The following is a 24,963-nucleotide window of genomic DNA, read 5'->3' as shown; positions in this document are numbered from 1 at the left end:
TCGACCGCGTTATTCCGCAGCGGCGTTGGCTTCTTTGTGCGCCAGCGCTGCCTTGATGAACGACGTAAACAACGGATGGCCGGTGCGTGGCGTCGACTTGAACTCGGGATGGTATTGCACGCCCATATACCAAGGGTGGGAATTTTCACCCGTGCGCGGCAATTCCATGATTTCGCACAAATCTTCGCTCGGCGTGCGGGCCGACACGATCAGGCCAGCCGACTCGACACGGGCCAGGTAGTGATTATTGGCTTCGTAGCGATGACGGTGACGCTCGGTCACCACGCTGCCGTAGATCTCGGCGGCGAGGGTGCCCGGATTGACGGCGCAGGTCTGCGCGCCCAGGCGCATGGTACCGCCCAGGTCCGAGTTTTCATCGCGCAACTCGACTTTACCATCGTGGTTTTGCCACTCATTGATCAGTGCAACAACAGGTTGATCCGTATCAAGGTCGAACTCGGTCGAATTCGCGTTCGGCATGCCAGCCTTGTTGCGTGCGTATTCGATCAGGGCCACTTGCATGCCCAGGCAGATGCCCAGGTAAGGGATCTTGTTTTCACGGGCAAACTGGGCCGCCTTGATCTTGCCTTCCACGCCGCGCTTGCCGAAGCCGCCCGGTACCAGGATGGCGTCGTACTTGGCCAGGTTGTCGCAACCGGTCGTTTCGATTTCTTCCGAATCGATGTACTCGATGTTGACGCGGCTTTCCGTGTGGATGCCGGCGTGGCGCAGCGCTTCGATCAGCGACTTGTACGACTCGGTCAGCTCGACATACTTGCCGACCATGCCGACGGTCACTTCCGCCTTCGGGTGCTCCATCGTGTAGATCAGCTTGCTCCAGATCGACAGGTCGGCCGGCGCAGGATCGAGGTCCAGCGCGTCGCAGATGATCTTGTCGAGGCCCTGGTCGTGCAGCATTTGCGGCACTTTGTAGATGGTGTCGACGTCCCACACGGAAATGACGGCGTCTTCCTCGATGTTCGAGAACAGCGAGATTTTCGCGCGCTCGTCTTCCGGGATGGCGCGGTCGGCGCGGCACAGCAGCGCATTCGGCAAGATGCCGATTTCGCGCAGCTTTTGCACCGAGTGCTGGGTCGGCTTGGTTTTCAGTTCACCGGCCGAGGCGATGTAAGGCACCAGGGTCAGGTGGACGAAGGCCGTGTTCTTGCGGCCGGCGCGCAGGCTCAGCTGGCGTGCCGCTTCCAGGAATGGCAAGGATTCGATATCGCCGACGGTGCCGCCGATTTCGCACAGGGCCACGTCGTAGCCTTCGGCGCCACGGCGGATGTAATCCTGGATTTCATTGGTGATATGCGGAATCACCTGCACGGTCTTGCCCAGATATTCGCCCCGGCGTTCCTTGCGGATCACCGATTCATAGATCTGGCCAGTGGTGAAGTTATTCACCTTTTTCATGCGGGTGGAGATGAAGCGCTCGTAGTGACCGAGGTCGAGGTCGGTTTCGGCCCCGTCATCGGTGACGAATACTTCACCGTGTTGCATAGGGCTCATCGTGCCAGGATCGACGTTGATATACGGGTCGAGCTTGAGCATGGTGACTTTAAGGCCGCGCGATTCGAGGATCGCGGCGAGGGAGGCGGCGGCAATCCCTTTTCCAAGGGAAGACACAACGCCACCAGTGACGAAGACAAATTTGGTCATTGCAGATGGTGCCGAACGGCACGTGCGGGAAATTGAAATTATACACTAAAGCCCGCCTGCGTCGCTCCCCGCGCACGGAAATTTGCGCCAAATACCGACTATCCCTCCCCCTCCTGCTGTCTACGCGCAACAAAATTACCCAATAACAATAATTGAAATATTTCCAATTCCATATGTTGTGTGGGCGAGCGAACAGACCCTGCCGCGCTCCGGCGGCAGACTGGGATTTTTCAACAGGAGGTCCATCATGAGTTACGAAGAACGCGACGCCTACGGCATGTATGTCAACCGCGGCCACAAAGGCCCCGGCCCTGAACTGATGGGCGCCGACACCCTGATCGGCGACCATGTGCACAATGCCAAGGATGAACACCTGGGCGAAATCAAGGAAATCATGCTCGACATGCGCAGCGGCAAGATCGCCTACGCCGTCATGTCGCACGGCGGCGTCTTCACCATCGGCGAAAAGCTGTTCGCCGTGCCGTGGGAAGCGCTGCTGCTCGACACCGTCAACAAGCGCTTCACCCTCAACGTCGACAAGGAACGCATCGAAAACGCGCCCGGCTTCGACACGGATAACTGGCCGAACATGGCGGACAGCGCTTGGGCGACGTCGATCCATAGCTATTATGGAACGACGCCGCGCGAGTATTAATTAAGCCAAGGCAGCGGGGCTTGGGCCTGCTTTAAAAGCGGTACTCCAGCCCTGCCACATACGTCCTGCCCCGCGCCGTGCTCAGCGGCGTATTCTCTTGCGACTGCGACGGCATCGAGTTCAGGCGGTTCAGCGCTTCCGAGAAATCCTTGTTCATGGCGTTTTGCACGGACAGGCGCAGGAACAGGTTCTTGCTGACCTGGTAGCTCGCATACAGGTCGATCACGGCCGGGATCTTCGGATTGTCGGCCTTGAGCACTTCCCCTGTCGCTTCATCGGCGTCATTGTCCGGCGACAGGCGGCGGTTCGAGCCCGTGTGCTTGAGGATGGCGCCCACTTCCAGCTTGTTGTCCAGCAGGCGCGTGCCCACGTCGAGGTTGTAATACACGCTGGGTAGTTCGCTGATGTCGGCCGCGCCAAACCAGGCGCTGGCGATCGACGTGGGCTGGCGCGTCGTTTCGCGCGTGTACGACAGGCGCGCATACGCCGGCCCCAGGTGATATTGCGCTTCCAGTTCCCAGCCGCGCGAATACACGGGCGTGGCCGAGTTGATGTAGATATACATATTGGTCACGTATTCATCCACATTCTGCCAGTCCTTGGCGATCACTTCCGCGATATTGCACTTGCGCCCGCTGTCGCACACGAGGAAGGACTGGCTGGTGATATAGCCGTCGATCTTGCTCTTGAAATACAAGGCCTTGAAATTCAGCGCATCGTTCTTGCTCAGCAAGCCATGCAGGCTGGAATTGAAACCCAGCTGGTAGGTGCTGGCCCGCTCGCCCTTCAGGAAGGGGTTCATCGACGCCCCGCCGTCATTCGAGAAAAATACTTCCTGCGGATTCGGCCCGCGCATGGTGCGCTCGGCGCTGGCAAACGGCTGGAACCACGGCGTCACCTGCGCGGAAACGAGCAGCGAGGGATTGATGCCATGCTCCTTCAACGCAATATTGCTTGCCCCTTGCGGGAAGCACTGCACGCGCAAGTCGCAGGCGGGCTTGTGGCCCGTCAAATCAAAGTGCGTGTAGTTGAGGCCCGCATTGACTTGAACAATGCCGCGGTTGTATTGCAGGCCCGCATACAGGCTGTTGATCTTTTGCACGCCCTCTGGGCCGAACGTATTGTTTTCAATCGATTGCTGGTTCGCATCCGGGTTGTCCGGATCGTCGACCAGGCTTTCCACATGCTTGCTGTATTTATTGCGCATCAGCTTGCCGCCGATGGTCACCAGCGCATCGCCGCCAGCCAGCCTGAAGCTGCTGGTGTTATTGATGTCGACCGCGTCGGCGCGGTTGGCCGCATTCGTGTTGATGAAATTGGTCAGCGCCTCGGGCATGTATTTCTGGTTGCCGCGGCTGCTGCTGGCCACCACATTGAGGTCGATCAACTCGGAAAACGGCGTGTAGTGATATTTTACGTAGTAGTCATCGCTGTGGATGTCGCGGCGCGTAAACGTGCTGCGGTAATCGCGCGCCGACAGTTCCAGCGCATGGAAGTCACTCAATTTGAGGTCCAGCTTGAGCAATTGCGACTTGGGCTTTTGCTTGTAATAGCGGTTGTAGCCGAAACCGAATTCCTCGCTGTTGACGCCCTTCGCATTCTTGTAGTTGTTGCCGATCACGCTCGCACTGGTGGCGGCCATGAAGCCCACGCTGCCGCCATCGAAGGCGGGGTTTTTCATGGCCACGGCCAGCATGGCGCTGCGGCCCACGCCGTTATTACCGGTCCACATCTTCGTGCGCGCTCCTGTCTTTTCCCCGGCGAAGACGACGTCATCGACGCCGATGGTGCGGAAATTGGCGCTGCCGGCCAGCGCATTGACGCCGTCGCCGCCGACGACATTGCCACGCGACACATCCACGCCGATGATGAAATTCGGGTCGATCAGCGCGCCGAACTGGCTGCTGGGCACGCCGCCGTGCGACACGGACGACGGCGCGCTGCCATAGTAATTCTGGCTCACGCCATCGACCATCATGTTGACGCGCCCCAGGCCCGACAAGCCGCGGATGTTGACGCTGACGGCGCCCTGCGCCGGATCGATCTGGGTAAACGTGCCCGGCATGCTGCGCACGATCTGGTCGACGCTCTGCAAGCGCGTATCGGCCCCGCGCGCGCTGACGGCGCCCGGTTTTTCCAGCGCCTGCCGTTCCGCAGGCACCGTTTCACCCGATACATTCAGCGGCGAAAATTCCACCTTGCCGCTGTCTTGCGCCTGTTGCGCCCATGCCTGCTGCGCGAGCAAGGCCATGCAGATGCCCACGGCCTGCGTCATTGTCTTGATATGCATACACCCTCGATTTGTTATGTTATTGAAAAATTTAAAATTCAGCTGGCGTCGAGCTTGAACGACACGGGCAAGGTCACCGTCACCGTGCCCTGGCGCAATACGTTCCCGGGCGGCGCCGGCAGCGGCTGCGCGCGCTGCAGCACTTGCAAGGCTTCGCGGTCGAGCAGCACCGTGCCCGACGACGTGACCAGTTCGCTGGCCAGCAATTTGCCGTCGCGGTCCACCTGGAAGCGCACCCAGGCGGCGCCAGCCCGCTTGCGCTGGCGCGCATCGCCCGGATAGCGCTTGAAGTGCGCCAGGTGGCCAAGCACCTGGCTTTGCCAGCTGGCCGGCGCCGCGCTGGTCGATGGCGTGTCGCTGTTGAACGGCGCCGCCTGCGGACCGCGCACGGCGGCCGGCGCCGGCGTGGCGCTGCTGCTGGCCTGCGCGGGCACGGACGCTTCCTTCGCGGCATCCTTGCCCGGCTCCGCCGACGGACTGGCCGCCGCCTTTTCCTCTTTTTCCGCCGCGACGATCTCCGGCGCGGCGGCGCGCGCCAGCACCGGCAGCGCCTCTTGCTTGATTGCACTCTTTGGCGGCCGGGCGGCGCTGGACGCGGCCGACTGGCGCGCGCCCAGGGCGTGCGCCACCTGCGTCTCCGGCGACATCGCTTGCGCGGCAAACACCACCATCACGCTGGCCGCCGGATTGGCGGGCACCACGGTGACGGGCTGCCAGCCGGCCCACAGCAGCAGCGCCAGCGCAGCGGCCACCACCAGCGACGTGGCAATACCCCAGCTCAATAGGGGGCGCGGCGCCAGCCCGGACTGCGGACTCACCCGCCCTCCCGGCCGACCAGGCCCACTTTCAGGTAGCCGGCCTGGCGCAGGACATCCATCACGCCCAGCACATCTTCATACGCGGCTTGCTTGTCGGCCTGGAAAAACAGGGTGCGCTGGCGATCGCCGCCCGTTTGCGCGTCGAGCAGGCTGCCCAGCTGCTCGCGCGCCACGGGAGACTCGCCCAGGTACAGGCTGCGGTCCGCCTTCAGCGACACGAACAACGGTTTCTCGGGACGGGGTTCGGGCTTGGCCGTGGCGGCCGGCAAGTCGATTTTCAAGTCGACGGTGGCCAGCGGCGAAACGACCATGAAGATGATCAACAGCACCAGCATCACGTCGATGAAGGGCGTGACATTGATCTCGCTCAACTCCGGCATGTCGGCCGTGTCATCGTCCGGGGAGGGAAACAGGGAAGCCATGGCTCAGGCCTGCTGGCGCGTGTCGAGGTCGCGGCTCAGCATCAGCAGCACTTGCGCGGAAGCGGCGCGCAGCTGCGCCTTGTACTGGTTGATGCCACGGCTCAAGACGTTATAGATGACGACGGCGGGGATCGCCGCCACCAGGCCCAGGGCGGTGGCCAGCAAGGCTTCCGCGATGCCCGGCGCCACGGTGGCCAGATTCGTGCTCTGGCTGACGGCGATGCCGATAAAACTGTTCATGATGCCCCACACGGTGCCGAACAGGCCGACGAACGGCGCCACGGCGCCTATGCTGGCCAGCAAGCCGATGCCTTGCGTCATGGCGCGCACCTGCTGCGCAATGAACTGTTCCTGGCGAAAGCCGGCCCGCTCCTTCAGGGCCGCCGCTGGCGCGCTGGCGTGCGACAGACTCAGTTCTTGCTGTACATCAGCGAGCAACTGTTGCGCCAGCGAAATGGCGCCTGCGCCCTCCACTTTGACGGCCGCGTCCGGCAAGGAAGTGGCCGTCTTCAGCATGGCGACGGCATGCGCCGCCTCGCGCCGGGCTTGCAGCAAACTGGCGCCCTTCACCAGCAAGACCACCCAGGTGGCCAGCGCGGCGACCAGCAAACCGATGAGCACGCTTTTGACGACCTGGTCGGCGGCGAAAAACATGCCCAGCGGCGACATGTCATGGGGTAAGGCGGACGCTTGCGCGGTGGCATGCGACAGGGAAAGAACGACACCGCAGCTGACGGCTTTGATACGGAACAAGGGGATACGCATGAGAACTTTGACAGGTAACAGGCATGGCTGCGCCAACGGCGCGCACGCGCATGCAAAAAAAATCGGACGAACTACCTGGCTGCTATGGGGGAGCTTGCTGGGGGAGAGTGCCGGGCAGAACGCCCGGCGGCGATACAAGAAATTACTTGGCGCTGGCGACGGCGGGCGCAACAACCGGCGTGAACCAGACGAAATCCGCCTGCGGCGCCAGCACCGTGGCGCCCTGCTGTGCCAGGACCAGCACCAGCGGCGCCGGGCCGCCCGTCAAGTCCTGCACGTGCAGCGGCACGCCCAGGTCCTTGTGCGCATGATAGGCGCCGGCGATCAGCACGGCCGGCGCGGGCGCGGCCAGCAGGCGCTCGGCCATGCGGCGGTCGCGCTGCTGCTGCACCGACAGCATGGCGGCCAGGCGCGGCTCGTCGATCTGGTTGTCATGCATGACGCGGATGATGTCTTTCAGTTTCTCATGCACCTTGCCATCGTTGGCCAGGTTCGAATGCTTGCCCTGCACGGCTGGCTTGTCGATAAACAATTGCTTGATTTCGCTGCGGTCCAGGTTGGCCGACCAGACGGGATACGGCGCGCGCATCACGGTCATCACCAGGTCGCCATATTGCGCCCACTTCCAGCTGGGCTGCCAGGCCAGCAGCTCGGCCACGTGTTCGGGGCGCACGACGGGGTCCGTCCACAGCCACGGCTTGACCTTGTCCACCTTGGCTTGCTGGTCCGGGTTCAGCATTTCCAGCAACACGCTGCCTTGCGGACGCTGGCCCTGCAATTGCTGCAGCAGCCATTGCTCGATCTGGTGATGGCTGAGCTGGTCATGCTGCTCGCCGATGATCACGCGCGGCGCGGCGGCCAGCTGGGCCAGCAATTGTTCGGCGCTCACGCGCTGACCGCTGCGCAGGTCGACGATTTCGCCCAGTTGGCGCACGTCTTGCGCGGCGGACGCTGCGGCGGCGCCGGTGGCAGCGTCAGTCGCTGGCGCCACGCTGCTGCAGGAGCTCAGCGCCAGCACGCAGGCGGGCAGGACTGCGGAGAAGGACAGGGGGAATTTCATGGCATGGCCTTTCGGGGTCTGAGCTGCGGGTCAAACTGTTGCAAAATAGGTATAGGCGGGCATTCTAATAGAAATGATTCTCATTTACAACCAAAGCGCGGCAAACCATGCAGGTTTTTTTACAACTGGCAAAAAATCAATATGGTGCTTCGGTGAAATCCCCGGGTGCGGAGTAGAATAAAAAAAACGGAGGACTTGCGTGAATCAAACTGACCAGTTGGCGGTACTGAAAAAACCGCTGCCCGTATCCCTTGCTGCCGTACTTTCCCTGATCTTTGCCGACCGTTTTTCCATGACGCAAGCCATGCGCGCACACCATGGCCGCGACGAGTCGAGCTATCCCCCCATGCTGCCGGACGCCGTCATTTTCGCCCATTCCACCGAGGAAGTGGCGGCCGCCGTCAAGCTGTGCAGCGCGCACGACGTGCCCGTCATCGCCTACGGCAGCGGCACTTCGCTGGAAGGCCACGTGCTTGCCCTGCATGGCGGCGTGACGATTGATCTGTCGCAAATGAACCAAATGGTAGCCGTGCATAGTGAAGACTTGACGGCCACCGTGCAGGCGGGCGTGACGCGCAAGCAGCTGAACGAGGAGCTCCGCGACACGGGCCTGTTCTTCCCCATCGACCCGGGCGCCAATGCCTCGCTGGGCGGCATGGCCGCCACGCGCGCCTCGGGCACGAACGCCGTGCGCTACGGCACCATGCGCGAAAACGTGCTGGCCCTGACGATGGTGACGGCCGATGGCCGCATCATCAAGACGGGAACCAGGGCAAAGAAATCGTCGGCCGGCTACGACCTGACGCGCCTGTTCGTCGGCAGCGAAGGCACCCTGGGCATCATCACGGAAGTGACGGTGAAACTGTATCCGTTGCCGGAAGCGATCTCGGCGGCCGTGTGCTCGTTCCCCGGCACGGGCGAGGCCGTCAGCGCCGTGATCCAGACCATCCAGATGGGTATTCCCGTGGCGCGTGTCGAGTTTCTCGATGAAAACGGCGTCAAGGCCATCAACGCCTATGACAAGATGGCCTTGCCGGAAAAACCCTTGCTGCTGTTTGAATTCCACGGCACGCCGGCCAGCGTGGCTGAGCAGGCGCAGCTGGTGCAAGCCATCACGGCGGAACACGGCGCCAGCGATTTCGAGTGGGCCAGCCGCCCCGAAGACCGCTCGCGCCTGTGGGCCGCGCGCCATAACGCATACTTCGCCCTGCTGCAGATGCGCCCCGGCAGCCGCGCCATTTCCACCGATTGCTGCGTACCCATTTCGCGCCTGGCCGAATGCATCCTCGCCACCCAGGCCGATTGCGAAGCGCAAGGCCTCGTCTACGCCATCATCGGCCACGTGGGCGACGGCAACTTCCACGTGCAGATGCTGGTCGACCCGGACGATCCAAACGACATCGCGCGCGCGGAAAAGGTCAACAGCGACATGGTCACGCGCGCCATCGGCATGGATGGCACGTGCACGGGAGAACATGGCGTGGGCATGCACAAGATGGCCTTTCTCGTGGAAGAACATGGCGAAGGCGCCATCGACACCATGCGCGCCCTGAAACACGCGCTGGACCCGAAGAACATCATGAATCCGGGCAAGATCGTGCGCTGGTAAATAAGCGCCATAAGCCTGCAAGCAAAAACTGGGGTCAGACCCGCCGGGTCTGACCCCGGCCCTTGCCGTTGGGTTATTTTTACAACTCCATGCGCATCGGCACGAAGGCGATGCCGCCCGTCTCCACCTTCGGCCCCGTGGCGACAAAGCCCAGGCTTTCGTACAGGGGCAAGGCATAGGCCGAGGAATTGACGGTAAACGCCGTGACATTCCCCCTGGCCAAGGATGCATCGCGGGCCGCCTGCCACAGGCGGCGCGCCATGCCGCGCCGGTGCAACGCGCGCGGCACGAACATGTGAAACAGGTGCGTGTTGTCGCGCATGGCCACCACGCCGGCCAGTTCGCCATCGATGTGCGCCAGCTGGTAATGATAGTTGGATAGCGACAGGTAACTTTCAATGGCCGGCTGGCGGCAATGTTCGATGAACTTTTCCGCCCCCACACCATCGGGATGCAGGGTCAAAAAGGGCATCAGGTCGTCGATCAGGGCGACGATGGCGGGCGCGTCGGCGACCAGGGCGGGTCGCAATGTCGGTTCGGGCAAAGTAGTCATATGACAATCATGCCACCGCCTGGCCGACATTGACAAGCATCAACAGAAATCCCGGCTGCTGGTCCTCAAACGCCCCAGCAGATGCGACATGTCGACCAGGCGCTTGGCCACCAGGTTGCGCACCAGCCCCTCGCGCTGCCACACGCCGTACACGCCCAGCAGCGGCGCGCTCAGCACTTCGCGGCGCTGGCTTTCCACCAGGTCGGGCCAGACGATGATGTTGACCGTGCCCGTCTCGTCTTCCAGGGTCATGAAGATGACGCCCTTGGCCGTGCCCGGACGCTGGCGCACGGTGACGATGCCGCAGGCGCGCGCCAGCTGGCCATCCGTGTAGCTGGCCAGCGCGGATGCCGGCAGGAAACGCTGCTCCAGCAATTGCCTGCGCAGCAGCGCCAGCGGGTGGCGGCCCAGGGTCAGGCCTTGCGCGCGGTAGTCGCTGACGATGCTCTCGCCTTCCGTCGGCGCGGCCAGCACGGGCAAGTCTTCCTCTGGCGTGGTGACGCGCAGCAAATCCCTGTCGGGCACGGCGCCGGCCGCCTGCCACAGCGCCGCGCGCCGGTGCCCGGCCAGCGCGTGCAGCGCGTTGCCAGCAGCCAAGACCTGCAAGTCATGACGATCCAGGCCGCCACGCCGCGCCAGGTCGGCCACGTCGACGAAGGCGGCGATGGCGCGCGCATCCTCGATGCGCCGGGCCGCCTCGGCGCACATGCCGAACAGGCTGTTCAAGCCCAGGCGCACGGCGGGCGCGGGGCCCTGCCCTGTTTCCAATGCCGCTTCCCAGGCGCTGACGGTCACGTCGACGGGCAGCACTGGCACGCCATGCCGGCGCGCATCCTGCACCAGTTGCGAGGGGCTGTAAAAACCCATGGGCTGGCTGTTGAGCAAGGCGCACAGAAAGGCGGCCGGTTCGTGACATTTCAGCCAGGAACTGGCGTACGTCAGCAGCGCGAAACTGGCCGCGTGCGACTCGGGAAAACCGTATTCGCCAAAGCCTTCGATCTGGCTGAAGATGGCCTCGGCAAACTCCTTGCCGTAACCATTCTCCACCATGGCATTGACGATGCGGTCATGGTAATTGTTCATGCCGCCCTTGCGTTTCCAGGCCGCCATGGCCCGCCGCAACTGGTCCGCTTCGCCAGGCGTGAAACCGGCCGCGATGATGGCCACCTGCATTACTTGCTCCTGGAAAATGGGAATGCCCAGGGTGCGTCCCAGCGCCTTTTCCAGGCCCTTCGGATAATCGATTGGCTCCTTTTTCTGGCGCCGCTGCAGATACGGATGCACCATGCCGCCCTGGATGGGGCCGGGGCGCACGAGCGCCACCTCGATGACTAGGTCGTAGAATGCACGGGGACGCAAACGGGGCAGCATGCTCATCTGCGCGCGCGACTCGATCTGGAACACGCCGATGGTGTCGGCCTGGCACATCATGTCGTAGGTGGCCGGGTCTTCGGCAGGAATATCCTGCAGGCGGAGTGGCTCGCCGCGACGCGCACTCACCAGTTCCAGGGCGCGGCGCAGGGCCGACAGCATGCCCAGCGCCAGCACGTCGACCTTCATCAAACCCAGTTCTTCCAGGTCGTTCTTGTCCCACTCGATGACGCTGCGCTCGGCCATGGCCGCGTTTTCAATCGGCACCAGGCGCGACAACTTTCCTTGCGCAATCACAAAGCCGCCCGGATGCTGCGACAAATGGCGGGGAAAGCCCAGCAGCTGCTGCGCCAGGCCGGCCCACTGCTGCGACAATGCCGCTTCCGGGTCCAGCCCGCATTCGGCCAGGCGCTCCAGCAAATCGCGCTTGCCGTCGAACCAGCGGTGCGCCTTGGCCACTTTTTCCACGATGGCCAGGTCGATCCCCAGCGCCCGGCCGCTGTCGCGCAAGGCGCTTTTGGGCCGATAGCTGATCACCACGGCCGCCAGCGCGGCCCGCTCGCGCCCATATTTGCCGTAGATATATTGAATCACTTCTTCGCGCCGCTGGTGCTCGAAGTCGACGTCGATGTCGGGCGGCTCGTTGCGCTCGCGCGACATGAAACGCCCGACCAGCGAATTGCCGCGCGCCGGGTCCACTTCCGTAATGTGCAGGCAATAGCAGACGGCCGAATTGGCGGCCGACCCCCTGCCCTGGCACAGGATGTCTTGCGAGCGGGCAAAGCGCACGATGTCGTACACGGTCAAAAAGTAGGCTTCATACGACAGCTCCGCGATCAGTTCCAGCTCCTGTTCGAGCTGCTCCTGCACGTTGGCCGGTATGCCCAGCGGAAAACGGATGCGCGCACCCGCATACGTTTCTGCGCGCAGATACGTCGCCGGCGTGTGGCCGTGCGGCACCAGCTCGTCGGGATAGTCATAGCGCAAGCTGTCGAGAGAAAATGTGCACAGGTCCGCGATGCGCAGGGTTTCCGCCAGCGCCTGCGGCGGATACACATTGGCCAGGCGCAAGCGCGCGCGCAGATGCTGCTCCGCGTTTTGCGCCAGCGCATAGCCGCACTCGCCCACGGGCTTGCCCACGCGGATCGCGCACAGGGTGTCGAGCAGCGGCTTGCGCGAACGCACGTGCATGCACACATGGCCAACGGCCACCACGGACAAGCCCAGCGCCTGCGCCGCGTCCTGCACGGCGCTGCGGTGCGCGTCATCCTGCGCCCGCTGCAGCAGGTTCAAGCCTATCCAGCTTCGCTCGCCGCCAAAGGTGGATAGCATCCACGCCCCCTGCGCGCGCAGCGTCCCGGGCTGGGCCGGATAGCCAGGCAGCAAGATCATCAAACAGCCGGGCAGCCCTTGCAAATGGGCAAACTGCGCCGGCGGCGCGGCGAAATCGTCGGGCGTCAACAGATAGCGGCCCTTGGCCGCCCGCGTGCGCGCCATGGTGATCAGTTCCGACAGGTTGCCGTATCCGTCGGCATCGCGTACCAGCGCCAGCAGGGACGGCCCCGGGCTGCCGTCGGTCTGCGTCAAGTGAAAATGCGCGCCGATAATCAGGGGGAAACCGGCCCGCTTGGCCGTCGCATGGGCGCGCACGACACCCGCCAGCGAGCACTCGTCGGTAATGGCCAGCGCCCGGTAAGCAAGCTGGACAGAGCGCGCCACCAGCTCTTCCGCATGCGAGGCCCCATGCAGGAAGCTGAAATTACTCAGGCAGTACAACTCAGCATACTCGGGTAAGACTGCGCTCCCCATGATCTACCTCAATACTGTATATAAACACAGTATATTATACTCATCTGAAAACGCCCATCTCAGTTATGCTGAGGTTTTACCTTGCACAGTGCCCGCCATGATCGTCCACTCATTAAAATGTTTCGGCGCCGCCCCCGGTGGCGGCAATGCGGCGCTGGTCGTGGAAAACGACTACGCCAGCGAAACGCAGCGCCAGGCCTTTGCCCGCGAACGCCAGGTCAGCGCCTGCGTCTTCCTCGACCGGCAAGCGGACGGCGCGGAGGGATGCCTCGTGCTCGACTATTTTTATCCGCACACGCGCAGTCCCCTGTGCCTGCACGCCACCCTGGCGGCCGCGCATGTGCTGCTGGCGGCGCCCGGCGCACCGGCGGCGCTGACGATCACCACCGCCATGCGCGGACAGGCCTTGCAGCTGGTGCGCCGCGCGGAGGGATTGTTCATCGGCCTGGCGCCGCAGCCGGCGCCTGCCGTCCAGGTGGAAAAATATGTGCCGTCCGAGCTCATGGGCCAGCACATGCACTTGCTGTCGCCACCCGTGGTCGCGTCCGTCGGCAGCCCGAAGCTGCTGCTGGAAGTGGCCGACCGCACCACCCTGCGCGCGCTGCGGCCTAACCTGGAACTGATTGCCGACTGGAGCGCCTTGCACAAGGTCAACGGCTGCTATGCGTATTGCCACACGGGCGAGCACGAGTACGAAGGACGCAACTTCAATCACCTCGACCCGGCGCTGGAAGACAGCGCCACGGGCGTGGCGGCGGGCGCGCTGGCAGCGCACTTGCGGCAGTCGTTGCGCCTGCACCAGGGCCACGTGACGCAGCAACCCTGTCTGATCGAAGTGCAATACAGCACGCAAGCGATCTGGGTGGGCGGCATGGTGCAACGCAGCACCTGAATGGGGCATGCCGCACCAGCACAAGGCAAGCCAGGCAGTGGCCAAAAGATAATCAACCAGGAAACAACAGTTACAGCAAATTTGTAATAACAAAACAAAGTATCGCTGGTGGATGCTGAAAAGATGGCACTAGAATCAAGTCACGAATCTTGCTCATCAGCCACTTGGAGATACTGCGTGCCGACCCTCACCACCTTGCGTCAAGCCATCCTCATCAGCCTGTACGGCAGCGCCGCCCTGGCCGTTTTCAGTCCTGCCGCCATGGCCCAGAACACGGAAGCGGCCGCCACGAAAGGCCCCGTGCAAACGGTCAGCGTGGTCGGCTCGCGCCGGGTCGCCAGTTCCGCCACGGATACCATGGTGCCGGTCGATATCATTCCCATTTCCAAGGTGGCCGAGCAAGGCGGCCAGTTTGATCTGGCGCAATCGCTGCAATACATCTCGCCCTCGTTCAACTCCACGCGCCAGACGGGCGCCGACGGGGCCGACCTGATCGATTCAGCCGCCCTGCGCGGCCTCGGTTCCGACCAGACCCTCGTGCTGGTGAACGGCAAGCGGCGCCACACGACGGCGCTCGTCAACCTGTTCGGCGCGCGCAACCGCGGCAACACGGGCACGGACATGAATGCGATTCCCTTGCTGGCGATCAAGAACGTGCAAGTGCTGCGCGACGGCGCCGCCGCCCAGTACGGCTCGGACGCCATTGCCGGCGTGATCGACATCGAACTGAAGAAAAGCCTGGGCTGCGAAGCCGTGGCCGGCTACAGCCAGTATTCCGCAGGCGACGGCAAGAATTACATGACCTCCGCCTATTGCGGCATCGCGCTGGGCGACAAGGGTACCCTGGCCATCACGGGAGAATACCTGGACCGTGGCCGCTCGAACCGGGCCGATGCGGACAGCATGCGCATCATCGGCGACACCAAGTCCAAGAACAAGACCCTGTACGTGAATGGCGACTACGCCACCAGCCCCACGGGCAAGCTGTACTTCACGGCCGGCGCGCAAACGCGCGACGCGTCCAGCGCCGCATTCGGCCGGGGCGGCATCGGCAGCGACGACATTCCATCGCGCAATTCGGCCGCCATGTACCCGGATGGTTTCGTGCCTTTCATCAATGGCAAGATCGACGACCAGTACGCCACCATCGGCCACCGCAGCCAGATCGGCGAATGGCATGCTGATTTTTCGCAAACCTATGGCTACAACAAGATGCGCTACGACATCAGCAACACGCTGAATGCCTCCATCGCCAACCTCGACCTGATGAACGGCGGCAAGGGCGTCAGCCCCAGCCGTTTTGATGCGGGCGGCTTCTCGTTCCAGCAGCTGACCAGCAACGCCGATTTCAGCCGCTACTACGACACGGTGATGCGCGGCATGAACGTGGCCTTCGGCGCCGAATACCGCAGCGAGGAATACAAGATCATGGCCGGCGAACCGGGCTCCTACAACGACGCCGACGGCGTGGGCGTGGGCGGCAATGCGGGCAGCCAGGGCTTTCCCGGCTTCCAGCCCGGCGACGCCACCAAGGCCAAGCGCCACAGCATCGCCGCGTATGGCGACGTGGAACTGGACTGGACGGAGCGCCTGAAAACCCAGGCGGCCCTGCGCTATGAGAAATTCAGCGATTTCGGCTCCACCGTGACGGGCAAGCTGGCCGCCAGCTATAAAGTGGCGCCCAACGTGCTGCTGCGCGGTTCGGCCAGCACGGGTTTCCGCGCGCCATCGTTACAGCAAGTGTATTTCTCGTCCACCTTCACGGACTTCATCGGCGGCGTGCCCACGGACGTGGTGCTGGCGCCGAACGGCGGCGCCGTCGCCAACGCGGCCGGCATTCCGAAGTTGAAAGAGGAAAAATCCACCAGCTTTACCTTCGGCACCACCTGGACGCCGACGCAAGCCATTTCCGTGACGGCCGACTTGTACAACATCAAGATCAAGAACCGCATCGTGCTGTCGGGCCGCTTCAATGCCGACAACTACCCGGACCTGGCCGCGCGCCTGGCCCTCCTGGGCGTGGGCGAGGCGCAATTCTTCGTCAACTCCATCGACACGCGCACGCGCGGGCTGGACCTGACGGCGTCGCACAAGGGAGAATTGGCCGGCAACCGCCTGAACACCTTCCTGGCCTTGAATTTGAGCAAAACGGAAGTGACGAAGGTCAAGACGCCCGCCTCGCTGACGGGCTTTGAAGACGTGCTGCTGTCCGAGCGCGAACGCCTGTTCATCGAACAGGGCGGTCCGCGCGCGAAAGCCACCCTGGGCTTCGACTACATCACGGGCAAGCTGGAATCGGACTTGCGCATCATTTATTTTGGCCCGCAAACCCTGGGCACCTTCAGCGGCACGGCCGAAGGCGTGCCGAATGCCCGTTACGCGGCCAAGACGTCCGCCGACCTGAGCTTCACTTACAGCATCAGCAAGAACACCAAGCTGACCTTTGGCGGCAACAACATCTTCAACGTCAAGCCCACCACGCAAAACGCGGACGAGACGGACAACGGCTTCAAATACGACAGCGTGCAGTTCGGCCTGAACGGCGCCTCCTACTTCGGGCGGCTGTGGGTGAAGTTCTGATCACCGCGTCCGCATAAAAACAGCGGCTGCGCCAGCATGGGCAGCCGCTGTTTTTTAGTTAAGCCGAACAGTTCAGCATCCACTGCACCCCGAACTGGTCCGTCAATTTACCGTAATAATCGCCCCATACCTGGATGGCGAGCGGTGTCGTCACCACGCCTTGATACGCCAGCTTGTCAAAAAGCTGTTTCGTTAACTGCCTGTCATGCATTTGCAAAATATGTGCAGACCCGCGCATGGGCTCGGCATCGTCATTGTCAGAAGCAAAAAACAACACGCCTGGTCCTTCAAATCGGGCATGCATGATTTTCCCGCGCATGGCTTCATGACGGAGCGGCATGCCATCCACGCCAAAGCGCAAGACATCGCTTATCTTGCCCAGCCCGCATTGCGTGTAGAACGCCAAGGCTTGTTCGCAAGTGGTAGTAAAGAAAAGATAATTGGATAATTGCATCAGCTCATCCTTGCATCAAGTTAGGCAAAGCGAAATTGACGGAGCGGTCACCGGCAAGAGATTCAGATGCCGTCAACCGTCCAGCAGTGGCTGCAGGCAGCCCCCATGGAGGATAGCCAATTATCCATCCGGAAAACTCATGCATTGTCACGAAAACACCGGTGACCGCCGATGGATGCTGCCCCCACAGACATGGATATCGCGTCAACGCCCCTGCTGCTCCAGTTTTCGCACAAAGTCACTTTTCCGGCCATCCCACAGGCATTTCCGGCATCGGCCTGCCTCGAACACGTGCTCGCACCGTGGCAAGCCATAGATGATCGAGGCGCATTCCGGGCACAGGCTGGCCATGCCTTCGGCGTCGTCACGGTATCGGCTGCCGCATTCGTCACAAGTTTTCACAGCTCATACACTCCCATACTCCAGTACCGGCTGCCTTGCCTGTTGCGGGCAAGCCAACCCAAGGCCTGCAACTCCTTGCCGATCAATCGATTCATGATGCCATGCCCGACCAGCAGCACGGGCCCCCTGGCGGCGAGCGCAACCAGCCGCTCGGCGGCGGCCCTGGCGCGCCGCCGGGTTATCTGCAACGAGTCCGATCCGCGCGCATAACCGAACAACCAGAGCAGGCGAAAAATCGCTGCCCAGGCTTCAGCCGGCAGCCAAGGGGCCTTCCAGAGCGCAAAGGGCAACCCTGCTTCAGAGAACATCGCCTCTTGCATGAATGGCAAGTCGCCCAATGCCCTGGCCGATGAGCATGCCCTCGGTGCCGTGCTGGCCACGATGGTCGACGCGGAAAGCGCTGCCGCAGCGCACTGCGCAGGGATGCCACCTTCTTTGATGATCGATTGATTGTAGAGATTAATCCACTGTCCCATTTGCAGCGGCGCTATCCAGCGCCCTTTGGCGAGTCGGGGCTCGCCGTGTCTCATTAATGTTATTCGCATGTCCAGTCAGATCGCCTCGCACATTTATCCGTCCGCTTCATGGGGGAACCTGCCCCTTGCCTGCCCTGCCGGCCTGGTCTTGCGGCTCCCCGCCAGCACGGCCGCCGCGAACAATCTTTGCCCTGCGACGGAAAGCACGGATAATAGCGGCTAACTCATAAGCACAGTATTGGATTACCTCATGGAAATTAAAGTCAACTTTCTCGACAAGCTGCGTCTCGAAGCCAAGTTCGACGATTTTACGGTCATCGCCGACCAGCCCATCCGCTATAAAGGCGATGGTTCGGCGCCCGGCCCGTTCGATTACTTTTTGGCATCATCGGCACTGTGCGCGGCGTACTTCGTGAAGTTGTATTGTGATACGCGCAATATTTCCACTGAAAATATCCGCCTGTCGCAAAACAATATCGTCGATCCTGAAAACCGCTACCAGCAGATTTTCAAGATCCAGGTCGAGTTGCCGGCCGATATCTCGGACAAGGACCGCCAGGGCATCCTGCGCTCGATCGACCGTTGCACGGTAAAAAAAGTGGTGCAGGCGGGGCCGGAGTTCGTCATTGAAGAAGTGGAGAACCTGGACGCCGATGCCCAGGCCTTGCTGGCCCTGAATCCCGCCCCTGGCGCGAGCACCTATATCGTCGGCAAGGACTTGCCGCTGGAACAGACCATCGCCAATATGTCCAGCCTGCTGGCGGGCCTGGGCATCAAGATTGAAATCGCTTCGTGGCGCAACATCATTCCCAACGTGTGGTCGCTGCACATCCGCGATGCGCATTCGCCCATGTGTTTCACCAACGGCAAGGGCGCGACCAAGGAAAGCGCGCTGGCGTCGGCCCTGGGCGAATATATCGAACGCCTCAGCAACAACCATTTCTACGCCGGTTCGTTCTGGGGCGAAGACATCGCCAACGCGGATTTTGTCCATTACCCGAACGAGCGCTGGTTCAAGCCGGGCCGCAAGGATGCGCTGCCAAAAGAGATTCTCGACGCCTACTGCCGCGACATCTACGATGCCGATGGCGAGCTGCGCGGCTCGCACCTGATCGACACCAACTCCGGCAACGCGGAGCGCGGCATCTGCTCGCTGCCGTATGTGCGCCAGTCCGATGGCGAGACCGTGTATTTCCCATCGAACCTGATTGAAAACTTGTACGTCAGCAATGGCATGAGCGCCGGCAACACCCTCGTCGAAGCACAGGTGCAATGCTTGTCGGAAATTTTCGAACGAGCCGTCAAGCGCGAAATCATCGAAGGCGAGATCGCCCTGCCCGACGTGCCGCAGGAAGTGCTGGCGAAATATCCGGGCATCCTGGCCGGCATCGCCGGCCTGGAAGAACAGGGTTTCCCCGTGCTGGTGAAAGATGCGTCGCTGGGCGGCGTGTATCCGGTGATGTGCGTCACCCTGATGAACCCGCGCACGGGCGGCGTGTTTGCCTCGTTCGGCGCGCACCCGAGCCTGGAAGTGGCGCTGGAGCGCAGCCTGACGGAATTGCTGCAGGGCCGCAGTTTCGAAGGCCTCAACGACTTGCCGCAGCCGACGTTTGCCAGCGAAGCCGTCACCGAGCCGAACAATTTCGTCGAACACTTCATCGATTCCAGCGGCATCGTCTCGTGGCGCTTCTTCAGCGCCAAGGCCGATTACGATTTTGTCGAGTGGGATTTTTCCGGCCACGGCGAAAACTCGAATGCCGAGGAAGCGGCGACCCTGTTCGGCATCCTCGCCGGCATGGGCAAGGAAGTCTACACGGCCGAGTATGACCAGCTGGGCGCCACCGCCTGCCGCATCCTCGTGCCCGGTTATTCCGAGGTGTACCCGGTCGAGGATTTGATCTGGGACAATACCAACAAGGCGCTGCTGTTCCGCGCCGACATCCTGAACCTGCACCGCCTGGACGATGCCAGCCTGGAAGACTTGCTCGACCGCCTGGAAAACAGCGAGCTCGACGAGTACGGCGACATCGCCACCCTGATCGGCATCGAGTTTGACGAAAACACGGTGTGGGGCCAGCTGACGACGCTGGAATTGAAACTGCTGATACAGCTCGTCCTGCAGCAATTCGAGGAAGCGAAAGAGCTGGTGGAAACCTTCTTGCAGTACAACGACAACACGCTCGAGCGCAAACTGTTCTATCAAGCATTGAACGTGGTGCTGGAAGTGGAACTCGATGACGAGCTGGAGCTGGACGATTACGTCGTCAATTTCCGCCGCATGTTTGGCGACGCCCGCATGGATGCGGTGCTGGGCTCGGTGGACGGCAGCGTGCGTTTCTTCGGCCTGACCCCGACCAGCATGCAACTGGAAGGCCTCGACCGGCACCAGCGCCTGATCGACAGCTTCAAGAAATTGCACGCGGCGCGCGCCAAGGCAGCCACAGCCAGCTAAGGCGACGGGCCAGCGCCCATGCGCAGGAGTAACGCCTGGAACGCCTGTCAAAACCTACTGCGCGTCGGTTTGGCCAGGCGTTGCGGGTCCGGACACAGGTTCGCCCCGGCGCGATACCTGTGCCCGGGCGCGGTAGTTGCCGGATGACCGCCTGGTACGCGCTGGATACGCTGCAACATGCCGCGCAAATACGTATCGCCTATGTTTGCCGCATGAGCACGCTGTCCATGCGCTTCAAGCTGAAAGTTCCTGAGTGAATAGTCTGAATTGAGCTAGCGCAAAGCCTTCTTTGTTTCAGACGAAATAGCCTGCCGCGCACCGGAATCCGGCGTATCGTCATCGCTGTTGCCACCACCACGACATGCCAAAAACGGAGGGCAACCTGCATCGGGGGGGATCTCATGGCTACGCTATCGCGCGCAACCGCCGGCTGGCTGGTGCTGGCAGGCATATTATTCCATGGTACGGCGGCCACGGCCGGCTGCCCCGACTGTCAATACGAAGCATGCGCGCCACTTGTCGGATGTGTCTGCCTTCCTAAAAGTGGCTGCATTCTCCCTCCCGCCATCGATCCCGGCAAGGTGACTGAGCGTGGCAAGACAGATCCCATCGGCACCATTCTGAATCCGCTTGCCCCGCTCAATCCCACCGGTATCCCGACGACAGGCGACATCATCGAATTTGTCGTAAAAAATCCCGACACGGCAATACAGTTGATACAGAATCCAGGCCAGATTCCCTACACGCCGGTGGCAACGGCGATGGTATCGGCACGCAACGCCGTCGTCACCAGCGGCAATGCCAACAGCATGGCCCCAGAAATCAAGGCTTTCCTGCTGCGCTGGCATACCCCCGACCTGCTCGATTCCGTCCGCTGGACCAGCGAGTGGAGCGCTTTGCAAAACACGCTGCAGGCGGCGCAAATGCAATTTAACAGCAACACGCGCGCGATTACGGTCTTGAATGCCGTCATTTTTCGCAGCGATGACGATGCGCGCGATCCGGCACTATGGGCGCATGAAATGCTGCATGTCCAACAATACAAGAATTGGGGCGTAACGGGCTTTGCCAAGCAATGGGTGGATAACTCGTCCGATGGCGGTCCTGTCGAAGCACCCGCCTATGCCCGGGAAAACGAGGCCAGACTGCTGCTGTCGTCGCATGCCGGCAACCGCGCGTTGGGTGTCTCTGCATTTTACCCGCCCATACCGCAGAAACTGCCGTCAGGATGGATGCTGACAAGCTGCCAATGTTGGGGGTCGGTGAGTCCAGCAGCACAGACCGGCGCGCCCGTCTGCCAATCCGGCATCGCCATTCCCCGCGCGTGCGGACCTGCCGGCATCTGCGGCGACGGTGGCGCTCCCTGGCAAACCAGTTGTCTGTGATACCGAGCTCAAGGCCACCGGCAAGCCAGCGGCGCGGCATCATGCACGCAATCAACCGGCCAGCGCCGCGATTTCCTTCTGCATGTTTTCAATGGCCCGTTCGTTGTACTGGTTGGCAAAGTATGCATCGCCGAACAGCTGGCCCGCCTGCGCCTTGGCGCACAGATGCTGCAGGGCCAGGCCCCGCTGCTCGTTGAAGCGCACGGGGTCCACGTGCGCGTATTCGCGGCCGATGGCTTGCGTGTAGGCCTGGTACACCTCGTCATCCTGGCCCAGGATGGCCAGGTCGGCGCTGAGCATGGCGTCTTTCAGCGGATGGCTGATGCCCGGACCCTGGAAATGATCGGTGACGCGTATCAATTGCGCCACATCAAGGTTATCGCCCGCATCGAGGCCGCTGGCCAGCCACAGCTGGGCGCTCGCCTCTTCGCTCGAATACAGGGCATCGTCGTCGTGGCTGTAGACGGCGTCGTGGAACCAGAACGCTTTCTTGACCAGCGCGCTGTCGCGCTTGGGCGCATAGGTATTGTCGGCCCACACGCGGATTTCGGACAGGCCGTGCACCAGGTGGTCGAGGTTGTGATAGTGGCGGTCCGCGCCGCCATATGCCTGCGGCCCCGTCAGGTGGACGAACCAGTGATCCGCCAGCGCGATATCCGCTTGCGAGGCTGTCGCATAGTTCCACAGCGCTTCCCACTCCTTGCGCAGGCAGTCGAGTATCCACGCCTGATAGGCCGGGCCGGGGACGAATTTCTTCATGGTCCAGTTCCAGCCCACGGGGCCTTCCAGCGCCTTGACGAAGCTGGAGCTGACGGAGCCGAGGTCGCGCGGCGGCATGACGAAGATCGTCTTGGCGCCCTGCAGCACGTCCACATTCGTTTGCTGGATCAGGTTTTCATAGTCGAAATCGGCCGTCGTGCGGATGCCGCGGATCAGGTAGTCGCAGCCATGCTTTTTCGCCGCGCGCGCCGTGTAGTCGCCCTTGACGATGACCACCTGTACATTGTCCCAGCCGCACTCGCGCGCGCTCTGCTCGATGATGCGCTTGCGGTCTTCGGCGGGAAATTGCGGCTTCTTGGCGGGGTTTTGCGACAGGAACACGATCACCTCGTCGGCGAGCGAACGCGCTTCGCCGATCACCCACATATGGCCGTTGGTGATGGGGTCGAGGGTTCCTGAAAATCCGATCTTCTGCATGCTGCGCTCCGTGGTCTGGTTCTGCTTGTTTCGCAGACAATATAGGGCCACGGCGCGCGCGTCAATGCAACATGCCAAAGATCATGGTCAAAATGCTCATTTCACGGCTTGCGGGAATTCCACGCGCACGCACAGGCCGCCCAGGCGCTCGGATTTGTCCAGCACCAGGCGCGCGCCATGGCGTTCGGCGATGGCCTTGATGATGGCCAGCCCCAGGCCGCTGCCGTTGGCGTCCGTGCCGGGCACGCGGTAGAAGCGGCTGAAGACGCGCTCGCGCTCTTCGGGCGGGATGCCGGGGCCGCTGTCTTCCACCGATAACGTCACGCCGACGGGACTGGCGCGCAGGTCGATGTCGACCGTGCCGCCCTGCGGCGTGTACTTGATGGCGTTGTCGACCAGGTTGCGCAGCATGATGTTGAGCGCATCGGCCTGGCCCGCCACCTTGGCCGGGTCCATGTGATGCAGGCCCAGGTCGATCTTGCGCGCCTGCGCGATGCCGGCCATGTCGCCCAGCGCGCGCTTGACGACATCGTTCAAGTCCACCGCCTGCAGCTGGTCGCCGCTGGCAGCGCTCGCTTCCTGGCGCGCCAGCACCAGCAGCTGCTCGACCAGGCGCGTGGCCCGCTCGATGCCGGCGCTCACGCGGGAAATGGCCAGGCTGCGTTTTTCTTCCGATTCGGCCCGCTCCAGGCTCAATACCTGCAGTTTCAGGGCCGCCAGCGGCGTGCGCAATTCATGCGCGGCGTCGGCAACGAAATGCTGCTGCGCGTCGAACGCCGTCTTGACGCGCCCGAACAGCAGGTTCAGTTCATGCACGAGGGGGCGCACTTCGTCTGGCAAGCCCGCTTCCGAGACGGGAGACAGATCGTCCGCCTGGCGCGCCGCCACCTGCTTGCGCACGCGCGAGACGGGCGCCAGCGAACCGCTGACGACCCACCAGACGACCAGCATCAGAATAGGCGCCATCAGCGCGATGGGCCCCACCGTGCGCAGCGCCAGGCTGCCGGCCATGCGCTTGCGCACGGCCATATCCTGGGCGATCTGCACGGTCTGGGAACTGGTCTGCACGGAAAAGATGCGGTACGTCGTGCCGTTGGCTTTCACGTTGGAAAAGCCCAGCACGGCGCGCTGCGGCAATTCCGCGCGCGTGATCGAGCGGAACACCTGCACGCCGTCCGGCGTCCACACCTGCACCACCATGTCGTTGTTGACAGGGTCGGCCGGCAAGGCTTGCGCATGGTTGGCCAGCGGCGCGCCGGAGCGCAGCGACAGGGCCATCTGCTGCATGTGGTAATCGAAGATCTGGTCGGCGTCGTACAGGGCGCTGCGGTAGGCGATCGAAGCTTGCGCCAGGGCCGCCATGATGATGGCCGCCAGCAAAAACCACAGCAGGCGGCCGCGCAGCGAATGCGTCACCGTGACCTTCATCCTCATGCCTTGGGCACCATGTAGCCGAGGCCGCGCACGTTCTGGATCAAGTCGCTGCCCAGTTTCTTGCGCAAGCCATGGATATACACTTCCACGGCATTGCTGTTGACTTCATCCTTCCAGCTGTACAGCTTTTCTTCCAGCTGCGCGCGCGACAGCACGATGCCGGGGCGGGCGATCAAGGCTTCCAGCACGGCCCATTCGCGCGCCGACAGGTTGACCGGGTGGCCCTCGGCGATCACTTCGCGCGTCAGCGGATTGATGGAGACGCCCTGGTGTTCGAAGATCGGTTCCGGCCGCCCCGAGGCGCGCCGCAGCAGGGCGCGTATGCGCGCCAGCAATTCGTCGAGGTCATACGGCTTCAAGACGTAATCGTCGGCGCCCGCGTCGAGACCCGCGATGCGCTGCTCGATGGCGTCGCGCGCCGTGGCCACCAGCACGGGCGTGTCGAGCTTGCGCAAGCGCATCGAGCGCAGCACGTCGAGGCCATCCTTGCGGGGCAAGCCCAGGTCCAGCAGCACCAGGTCGTAGGTTTGCGTCTGCAGGGCCGTATCGGCCATGTCGCCATCCTTGACCCAATCCACCGCGTAATGCTCGGCGCGCAGCAAATCGAGCACCACCTCGCCGATCATCGTATCGTCTTCTACCAGCAATAAGCGCATGCCCTACTCCTTCATCTTGAC

Annotated in this window: 19 protein-coding genes; 6 read left to right on the top strand and 13 right to left on the bottom strand. The window is 62.5% G+C overall.

Going from position 1 to position 24,963, the window contains the following annotated elements:
• Nucleotides 1-9 precede the first annotated feature (9 nt).
• Nucleotides 10-1,662, bottom strand: coding sequence for a CTP synthase (gene pyrG, locus NCG91_RS15950; protein WP_099666940.1), 1,653 nt, complete (start codon nucleotides 1,660-1,662; stop codon nucleotides 10-12).
• Nucleotides 1,663-1,909: 247 nt separating this feature from the next.
• Here pyrG and NCG91_RS15945 point away from each other — a divergent pair, with 247 nt between their 5' ends.
• Nucleotides 1,910-2,317, top strand: a complete 408-nt coding sequence (locus tag NCG91_RS15945) for a PRC-barrel domain-containing protein (RefSeq protein WP_251350379.1) — start codon at nucleotides 1,910-1,912, stop codon at nucleotides 2,315-2,317.
• A gap of 31 nt (nucleotides 2,318-2,348) precedes the next feature.
• Here NCG91_RS15945 and NCG91_RS15940 read toward each other — a convergent pair whose 3' ends face one another.
• The 5 genes from NCG91_RS15940 to NCG91_RS15920 form a co-directional block, all read right to left on the bottom strand.
• On the bottom strand, nucleotides 2,349-4,607 hold the full coding sequence (locus tag NCG91_RS15940) for a TonB-dependent receptor domain-containing protein (RefSeq protein WP_251350378.1): 2,259 nt from the start codon (nucleotides 4,605-4,607) through the stop codon (nucleotides 2,349-2,351).
• Between the two features lie 38 nt (nucleotides 4,608-4,645).
• On the bottom strand, nucleotides 4,646-5,425 hold the full coding sequence (locus NCG91_RS15935) for a TonB family protein (RefSeq protein WP_251350377.1): 780 nt from the start codon (nucleotides 5,423-5,425) through the stop codon (nucleotides 4,646-4,648).
• Nucleotides 5,422-5,847 carry a TonB system transport protein ExbD gene (exbD, locus tag NCG91_RS15930; protein WP_251350376.1) on the bottom strand — a complete coding sequence of 142 codons (426 nt, stop codon included), beginning with the start codon at nucleotides 5,845-5,847 and terminating at the stop codon, nucleotides 5,422-5,424. The genes NCG91_RS15935 and exbD overlap by 4 nt, the downstream gene beginning before the upstream one ends.
• A gap of 3 nt (nucleotides 5,848-5,850) precedes the next feature.
• Nucleotides 5,851-6,612 carry a tonB-system energizer ExbB gene (gene exbB / locus NCG91_RS15925; RefSeq protein WP_251350375.1) on the bottom strand — a complete coding sequence of 254 codons (762 nt, stop codon included), beginning with the start codon at nucleotides 6,610-6,612 and terminating at the stop codon, nucleotides 5,851-5,853.
• A 142-nt stretch (nucleotides 6,613-6,754) separates the two neighbouring features.
• Nucleotides 6,755-7,672 (bottom strand): ChaN family lipoprotein, encoded by a 918-nt coding sequence (locus NCG91_RS15920; protein ID WP_251350374.1) that lies wholly within the window; start codon nucleotides 7,670-7,672, stop codon nucleotides 6,755-6,757.
• A gap of 199 nt (nucleotides 7,673-7,871) precedes the next feature.
• On the opposite strand from NCG91_RS15920, the gene NCG91_RS15915 reads away from it, so the two are divergent.
• A complete protein-coding gene (locus NCG91_RS15915; RefSeq protein WP_435526493.1) occupies nucleotides 7,872-9,281 on the top strand; it encodes an FAD-binding oxidoreductase in 1,410 nt (469 codons plus the stop codon).
• Nucleotides 9,282-9,360: 79 nt separating this feature from the next.
• Here NCG91_RS15915 and NCG91_RS15910 read toward each other — a convergent pair whose 3' ends face one another.
• On the bottom strand, nucleotides 9,361-9,834 hold the full coding sequence (locus tag NCG91_RS15910) for a GNAT family N-acetyltransferase (RefSeq protein ID WP_251350373.1): 474 nt from the start codon (nucleotides 9,832-9,834) through the stop codon (nucleotides 9,361-9,363).
• 39 nt (nucleotides 9,835-9,873) lie between these two features.
• Nucleotides 9,874-13,014: an error-prone DNA polymerase gene (locus tag NCG91_RS15905; RefSeq protein ID WP_251350372.1), complete on the bottom strand. Its 3,141-nt coding sequence runs from the start codon at nucleotides 13,012-13,014 to the stop codon at nucleotides 9,874-9,876.
• A gap of 97 nt (nucleotides 13,015-13,111) precedes the next feature.
• Between NCG91_RS15905 and NCG91_RS15900 the strand changes: the two genes are divergently transcribed.
• Both NCG91_RS15900 and NCG91_RS15895 read left to right on the top strand, forming a co-directional pair.
• Nucleotides 13,112-13,906, top strand: a complete 795-nt coding sequence (locus NCG91_RS15900) for a PhzF family phenazine biosynthesis protein (RefSeq protein WP_251350371.1) — start codon at nucleotides 13,112-13,114, stop codon at nucleotides 13,904-13,906.
• A gap of 177 nt (nucleotides 13,907-14,083) precedes the next feature.
• Nucleotides 14,084-16,486 (top strand): TonB-dependent receptor plug domain-containing protein, encoded by a 2,403-nt coding sequence (locus tag NCG91_RS15895; protein WP_251350370.1) that lies wholly within the window; start codon nucleotides 14,084-14,086, stop codon nucleotides 16,484-16,486.
• 58 nt (nucleotides 16,487-16,544) lie between these two features.
• On the opposite strand, the gene NCG91_RS15890 is transcribed toward NCG91_RS15895, so the two are convergent.
• Both NCG91_RS15890 and NCG91_RS15885 read right to left on the bottom strand, forming a co-directional pair.
• Nucleotides 16,545-16,940, bottom strand: coding sequence for a VOC family protein (locus NCG91_RS15890; protein WP_251350369.1), 396 nt, complete (start codon nucleotides 16,938-16,940; stop codon nucleotides 16,545-16,547).
• A gap of 398 nt (nucleotides 16,941-17,338) precedes the next feature.
• Nucleotides 17,339-17,872, bottom strand: coding sequence for a histidine phosphatase family protein (locus NCG91_RS15885; RefSeq protein ID WP_251350368.1), 534 nt, complete (start codon nucleotides 17,870-17,872; stop codon nucleotides 17,339-17,341).
• A gap of 196 nt (nucleotides 17,873-18,068) precedes the next feature.
• Between NCG91_RS15885 and NCG91_RS15880 the strand changes: the two genes are divergently transcribed.
• Together NCG91_RS15880 and NCG91_RS15875 are read left to right on the top strand one after the other, a co-directional pair.
• Nucleotides 18,069-20,270, top strand: coding sequence for an OsmC domain/YcaO domain-containing protein (locus NCG91_RS15880; protein WP_251350367.1), 2,202 nt, complete (start codon nucleotides 18,069-18,071; stop codon nucleotides 20,268-20,270).
• Nucleotides 20,271-20,671: 401 nt separating this feature from the next.
• Nucleotides 20,672-21,655, top strand: a complete 984-nt coding sequence (locus NCG91_RS15875; RefSeq protein WP_251350366.1) for an eCIS core domain-containing protein — start codon at nucleotides 20,672-20,674, stop codon at nucleotides 21,653-21,655.
• Nucleotides 21,656-21,706: 51 nt separating this feature from the next.
• Here NCG91_RS15875 and coaD read toward each other — a convergent pair whose 3' ends face one another.
• The 3 genes from coaD to NCG91_RS15860 all read right to left on the bottom strand — a co-directional run bounded on the left by coaD (nucleotide 21,707) and on the right by NCG91_RS15860 (nucleotide 24,942).
• Nucleotides 21,707-22,852 carry a pantetheine-phosphate adenylyltransferase gene (coaD, locus tag NCG91_RS15870; RefSeq protein WP_251350365.1) on the bottom strand — a complete coding sequence of 382 codons (1,146 nt, stop codon included), beginning with the start codon at nucleotides 22,850-22,852 and terminating at the stop codon, nucleotides 21,707-21,709.
• A gap of 96 nt (nucleotides 22,853-22,948) precedes the next feature.
• Nucleotides 22,949-24,280 carry an ATP-binding protein gene (locus tag NCG91_RS15865; protein ID WP_070291769.1) on the bottom strand — a complete coding sequence of 444 codons (1,332 nt, stop codon included), beginning with the start codon at nucleotides 24,278-24,280 and terminating at the stop codon, nucleotides 22,949-22,951.
• Between the two features lie 2 nt (nucleotides 24,281-24,282).
• Nucleotides 24,283-24,942 carry a response regulator gene (locus tag NCG91_RS15860; RefSeq protein WP_034783312.1) on the bottom strand — a complete coding sequence of 220 codons (660 nt, stop codon included), beginning with the start codon at nucleotides 24,940-24,942 and terminating at the stop codon, nucleotides 24,283-24,285.
• Nucleotides 24,943-24,963: the final 21 nt, after the last annotated feature.

Source organism: Janthinobacterium kumbetense (assembly GCF_023703445.1).
In the GTDB taxonomy this organism is placed as follows: domain Bacteria; phylum Pseudomonadota; class Gammaproteobacteria; order Burkholderiales; family Burkholderiaceae_D; genus Janthinobacterium; species Janthinobacterium kumbetense.
This window is presented reverse-complemented; position numbering and strand designations above follow the sequence as displayed.

Coding starts and splice junctions, on each gene's coding strand:
- NCG91_RS15945 (WP_251350379.1), top strand. CDS start 1,910: ATGAGTTACGAAGAACGCGACGCCTACGGCATGTATGTCAACCGCGGC.
- NCG91_RS15900 (WP_251350371.1), top strand. CDS start 13,112: ATGATCGTCCACTCATTAAAATGTTTCGGCGCCGCCCCCGGTGGCGGC.
- NCG91_RS15885 (WP_251350368.1), bottom strand. CDS start 17,872: ATGAGACACGGCGAGCCCCGACTCGCCAAAGGGCGCTGGATAGCGCCG.
- NCG91_RS15905 (WP_251350372.1), bottom strand. CDS start 13,014: ATGGGGAGCGCAGTCTTACCCGAGTATGCTGAGTTGTACTGCCTGAGT.
- NCG91_RS15865 (WP_070291769.1), bottom strand. CDS start 24,280: ATGAAGGTCACGGTGACGCATTCGCTGCGCGGCCGCCTGCTGTGGTTT.
- NCG91_RS15940 (WP_251350378.1), bottom strand. CDS start 4,607: ATGCATATCAAGACAATGACGCAGGCCGTGGGCATCTGCATGGCCTTG.
- NCG91_RS15875 (WP_251350366.1), top strand. CDS start 20,672: ATGGCTACGCTATCGCGCGCAACCGCCGGCTGGCTGGTGCTGGCAGGC.
- pyrG (WP_099666940.1), bottom strand. CDS start 1,662: ATGACCAAATTTGTCTTCGTCACTGGTGGCGTTGTGTCTTCCCTTGGA.
- exbB (WP_251350375.1), bottom strand. CDS start 6,612: ATGCGTATCCCCTTGTTCCGTATCAAAGCCGTCAGCTGCGGTGTCGTT.
- NCG91_RS15890 (WP_251350369.1), bottom strand. CDS start 16,940: ATGCAATTATCCAATTATCTTTTCTTTACTACCACTTGCGAACAAGCC.
- coaD (WP_251350365.1), bottom strand. CDS start 22,852: ATGCAGAAGATCGGATTTTCAGGAACCCTCGACCCCATCACCAACGGC.
- exbD (WP_251350376.1), bottom strand. CDS start 5,847: ATGGCTTCCCTGTTTCCCTCCCCGGACGATGACACGGCCGACATGCCG.
- NCG91_RS15880 (WP_251350367.1), top strand. CDS start 18,069: ATGGAAATTAAAGTCAACTTTCTCGACAAGCTGCGTCTCGAAGCCAAG.
- NCG91_RS15920 (WP_251350374.1), bottom strand. CDS start 7,672: ATGAAATTCCCCCTGTCCTTCTCCGCAGTCCTGCCCGCCTGCGTGCTG.
- NCG91_RS15910 (WP_251350373.1), bottom strand. CDS start 9,834: ATGACTACTTTGCCCGAACCGACATTGCGACCCGCCCTGGTCGCCGAC.
- NCG91_RS15860 (WP_034783312.1), bottom strand. CDS start 24,942: ATGCGCTTATTGCTGGTAGAAGACGATACGATGATCGGCGAGGTGGTG.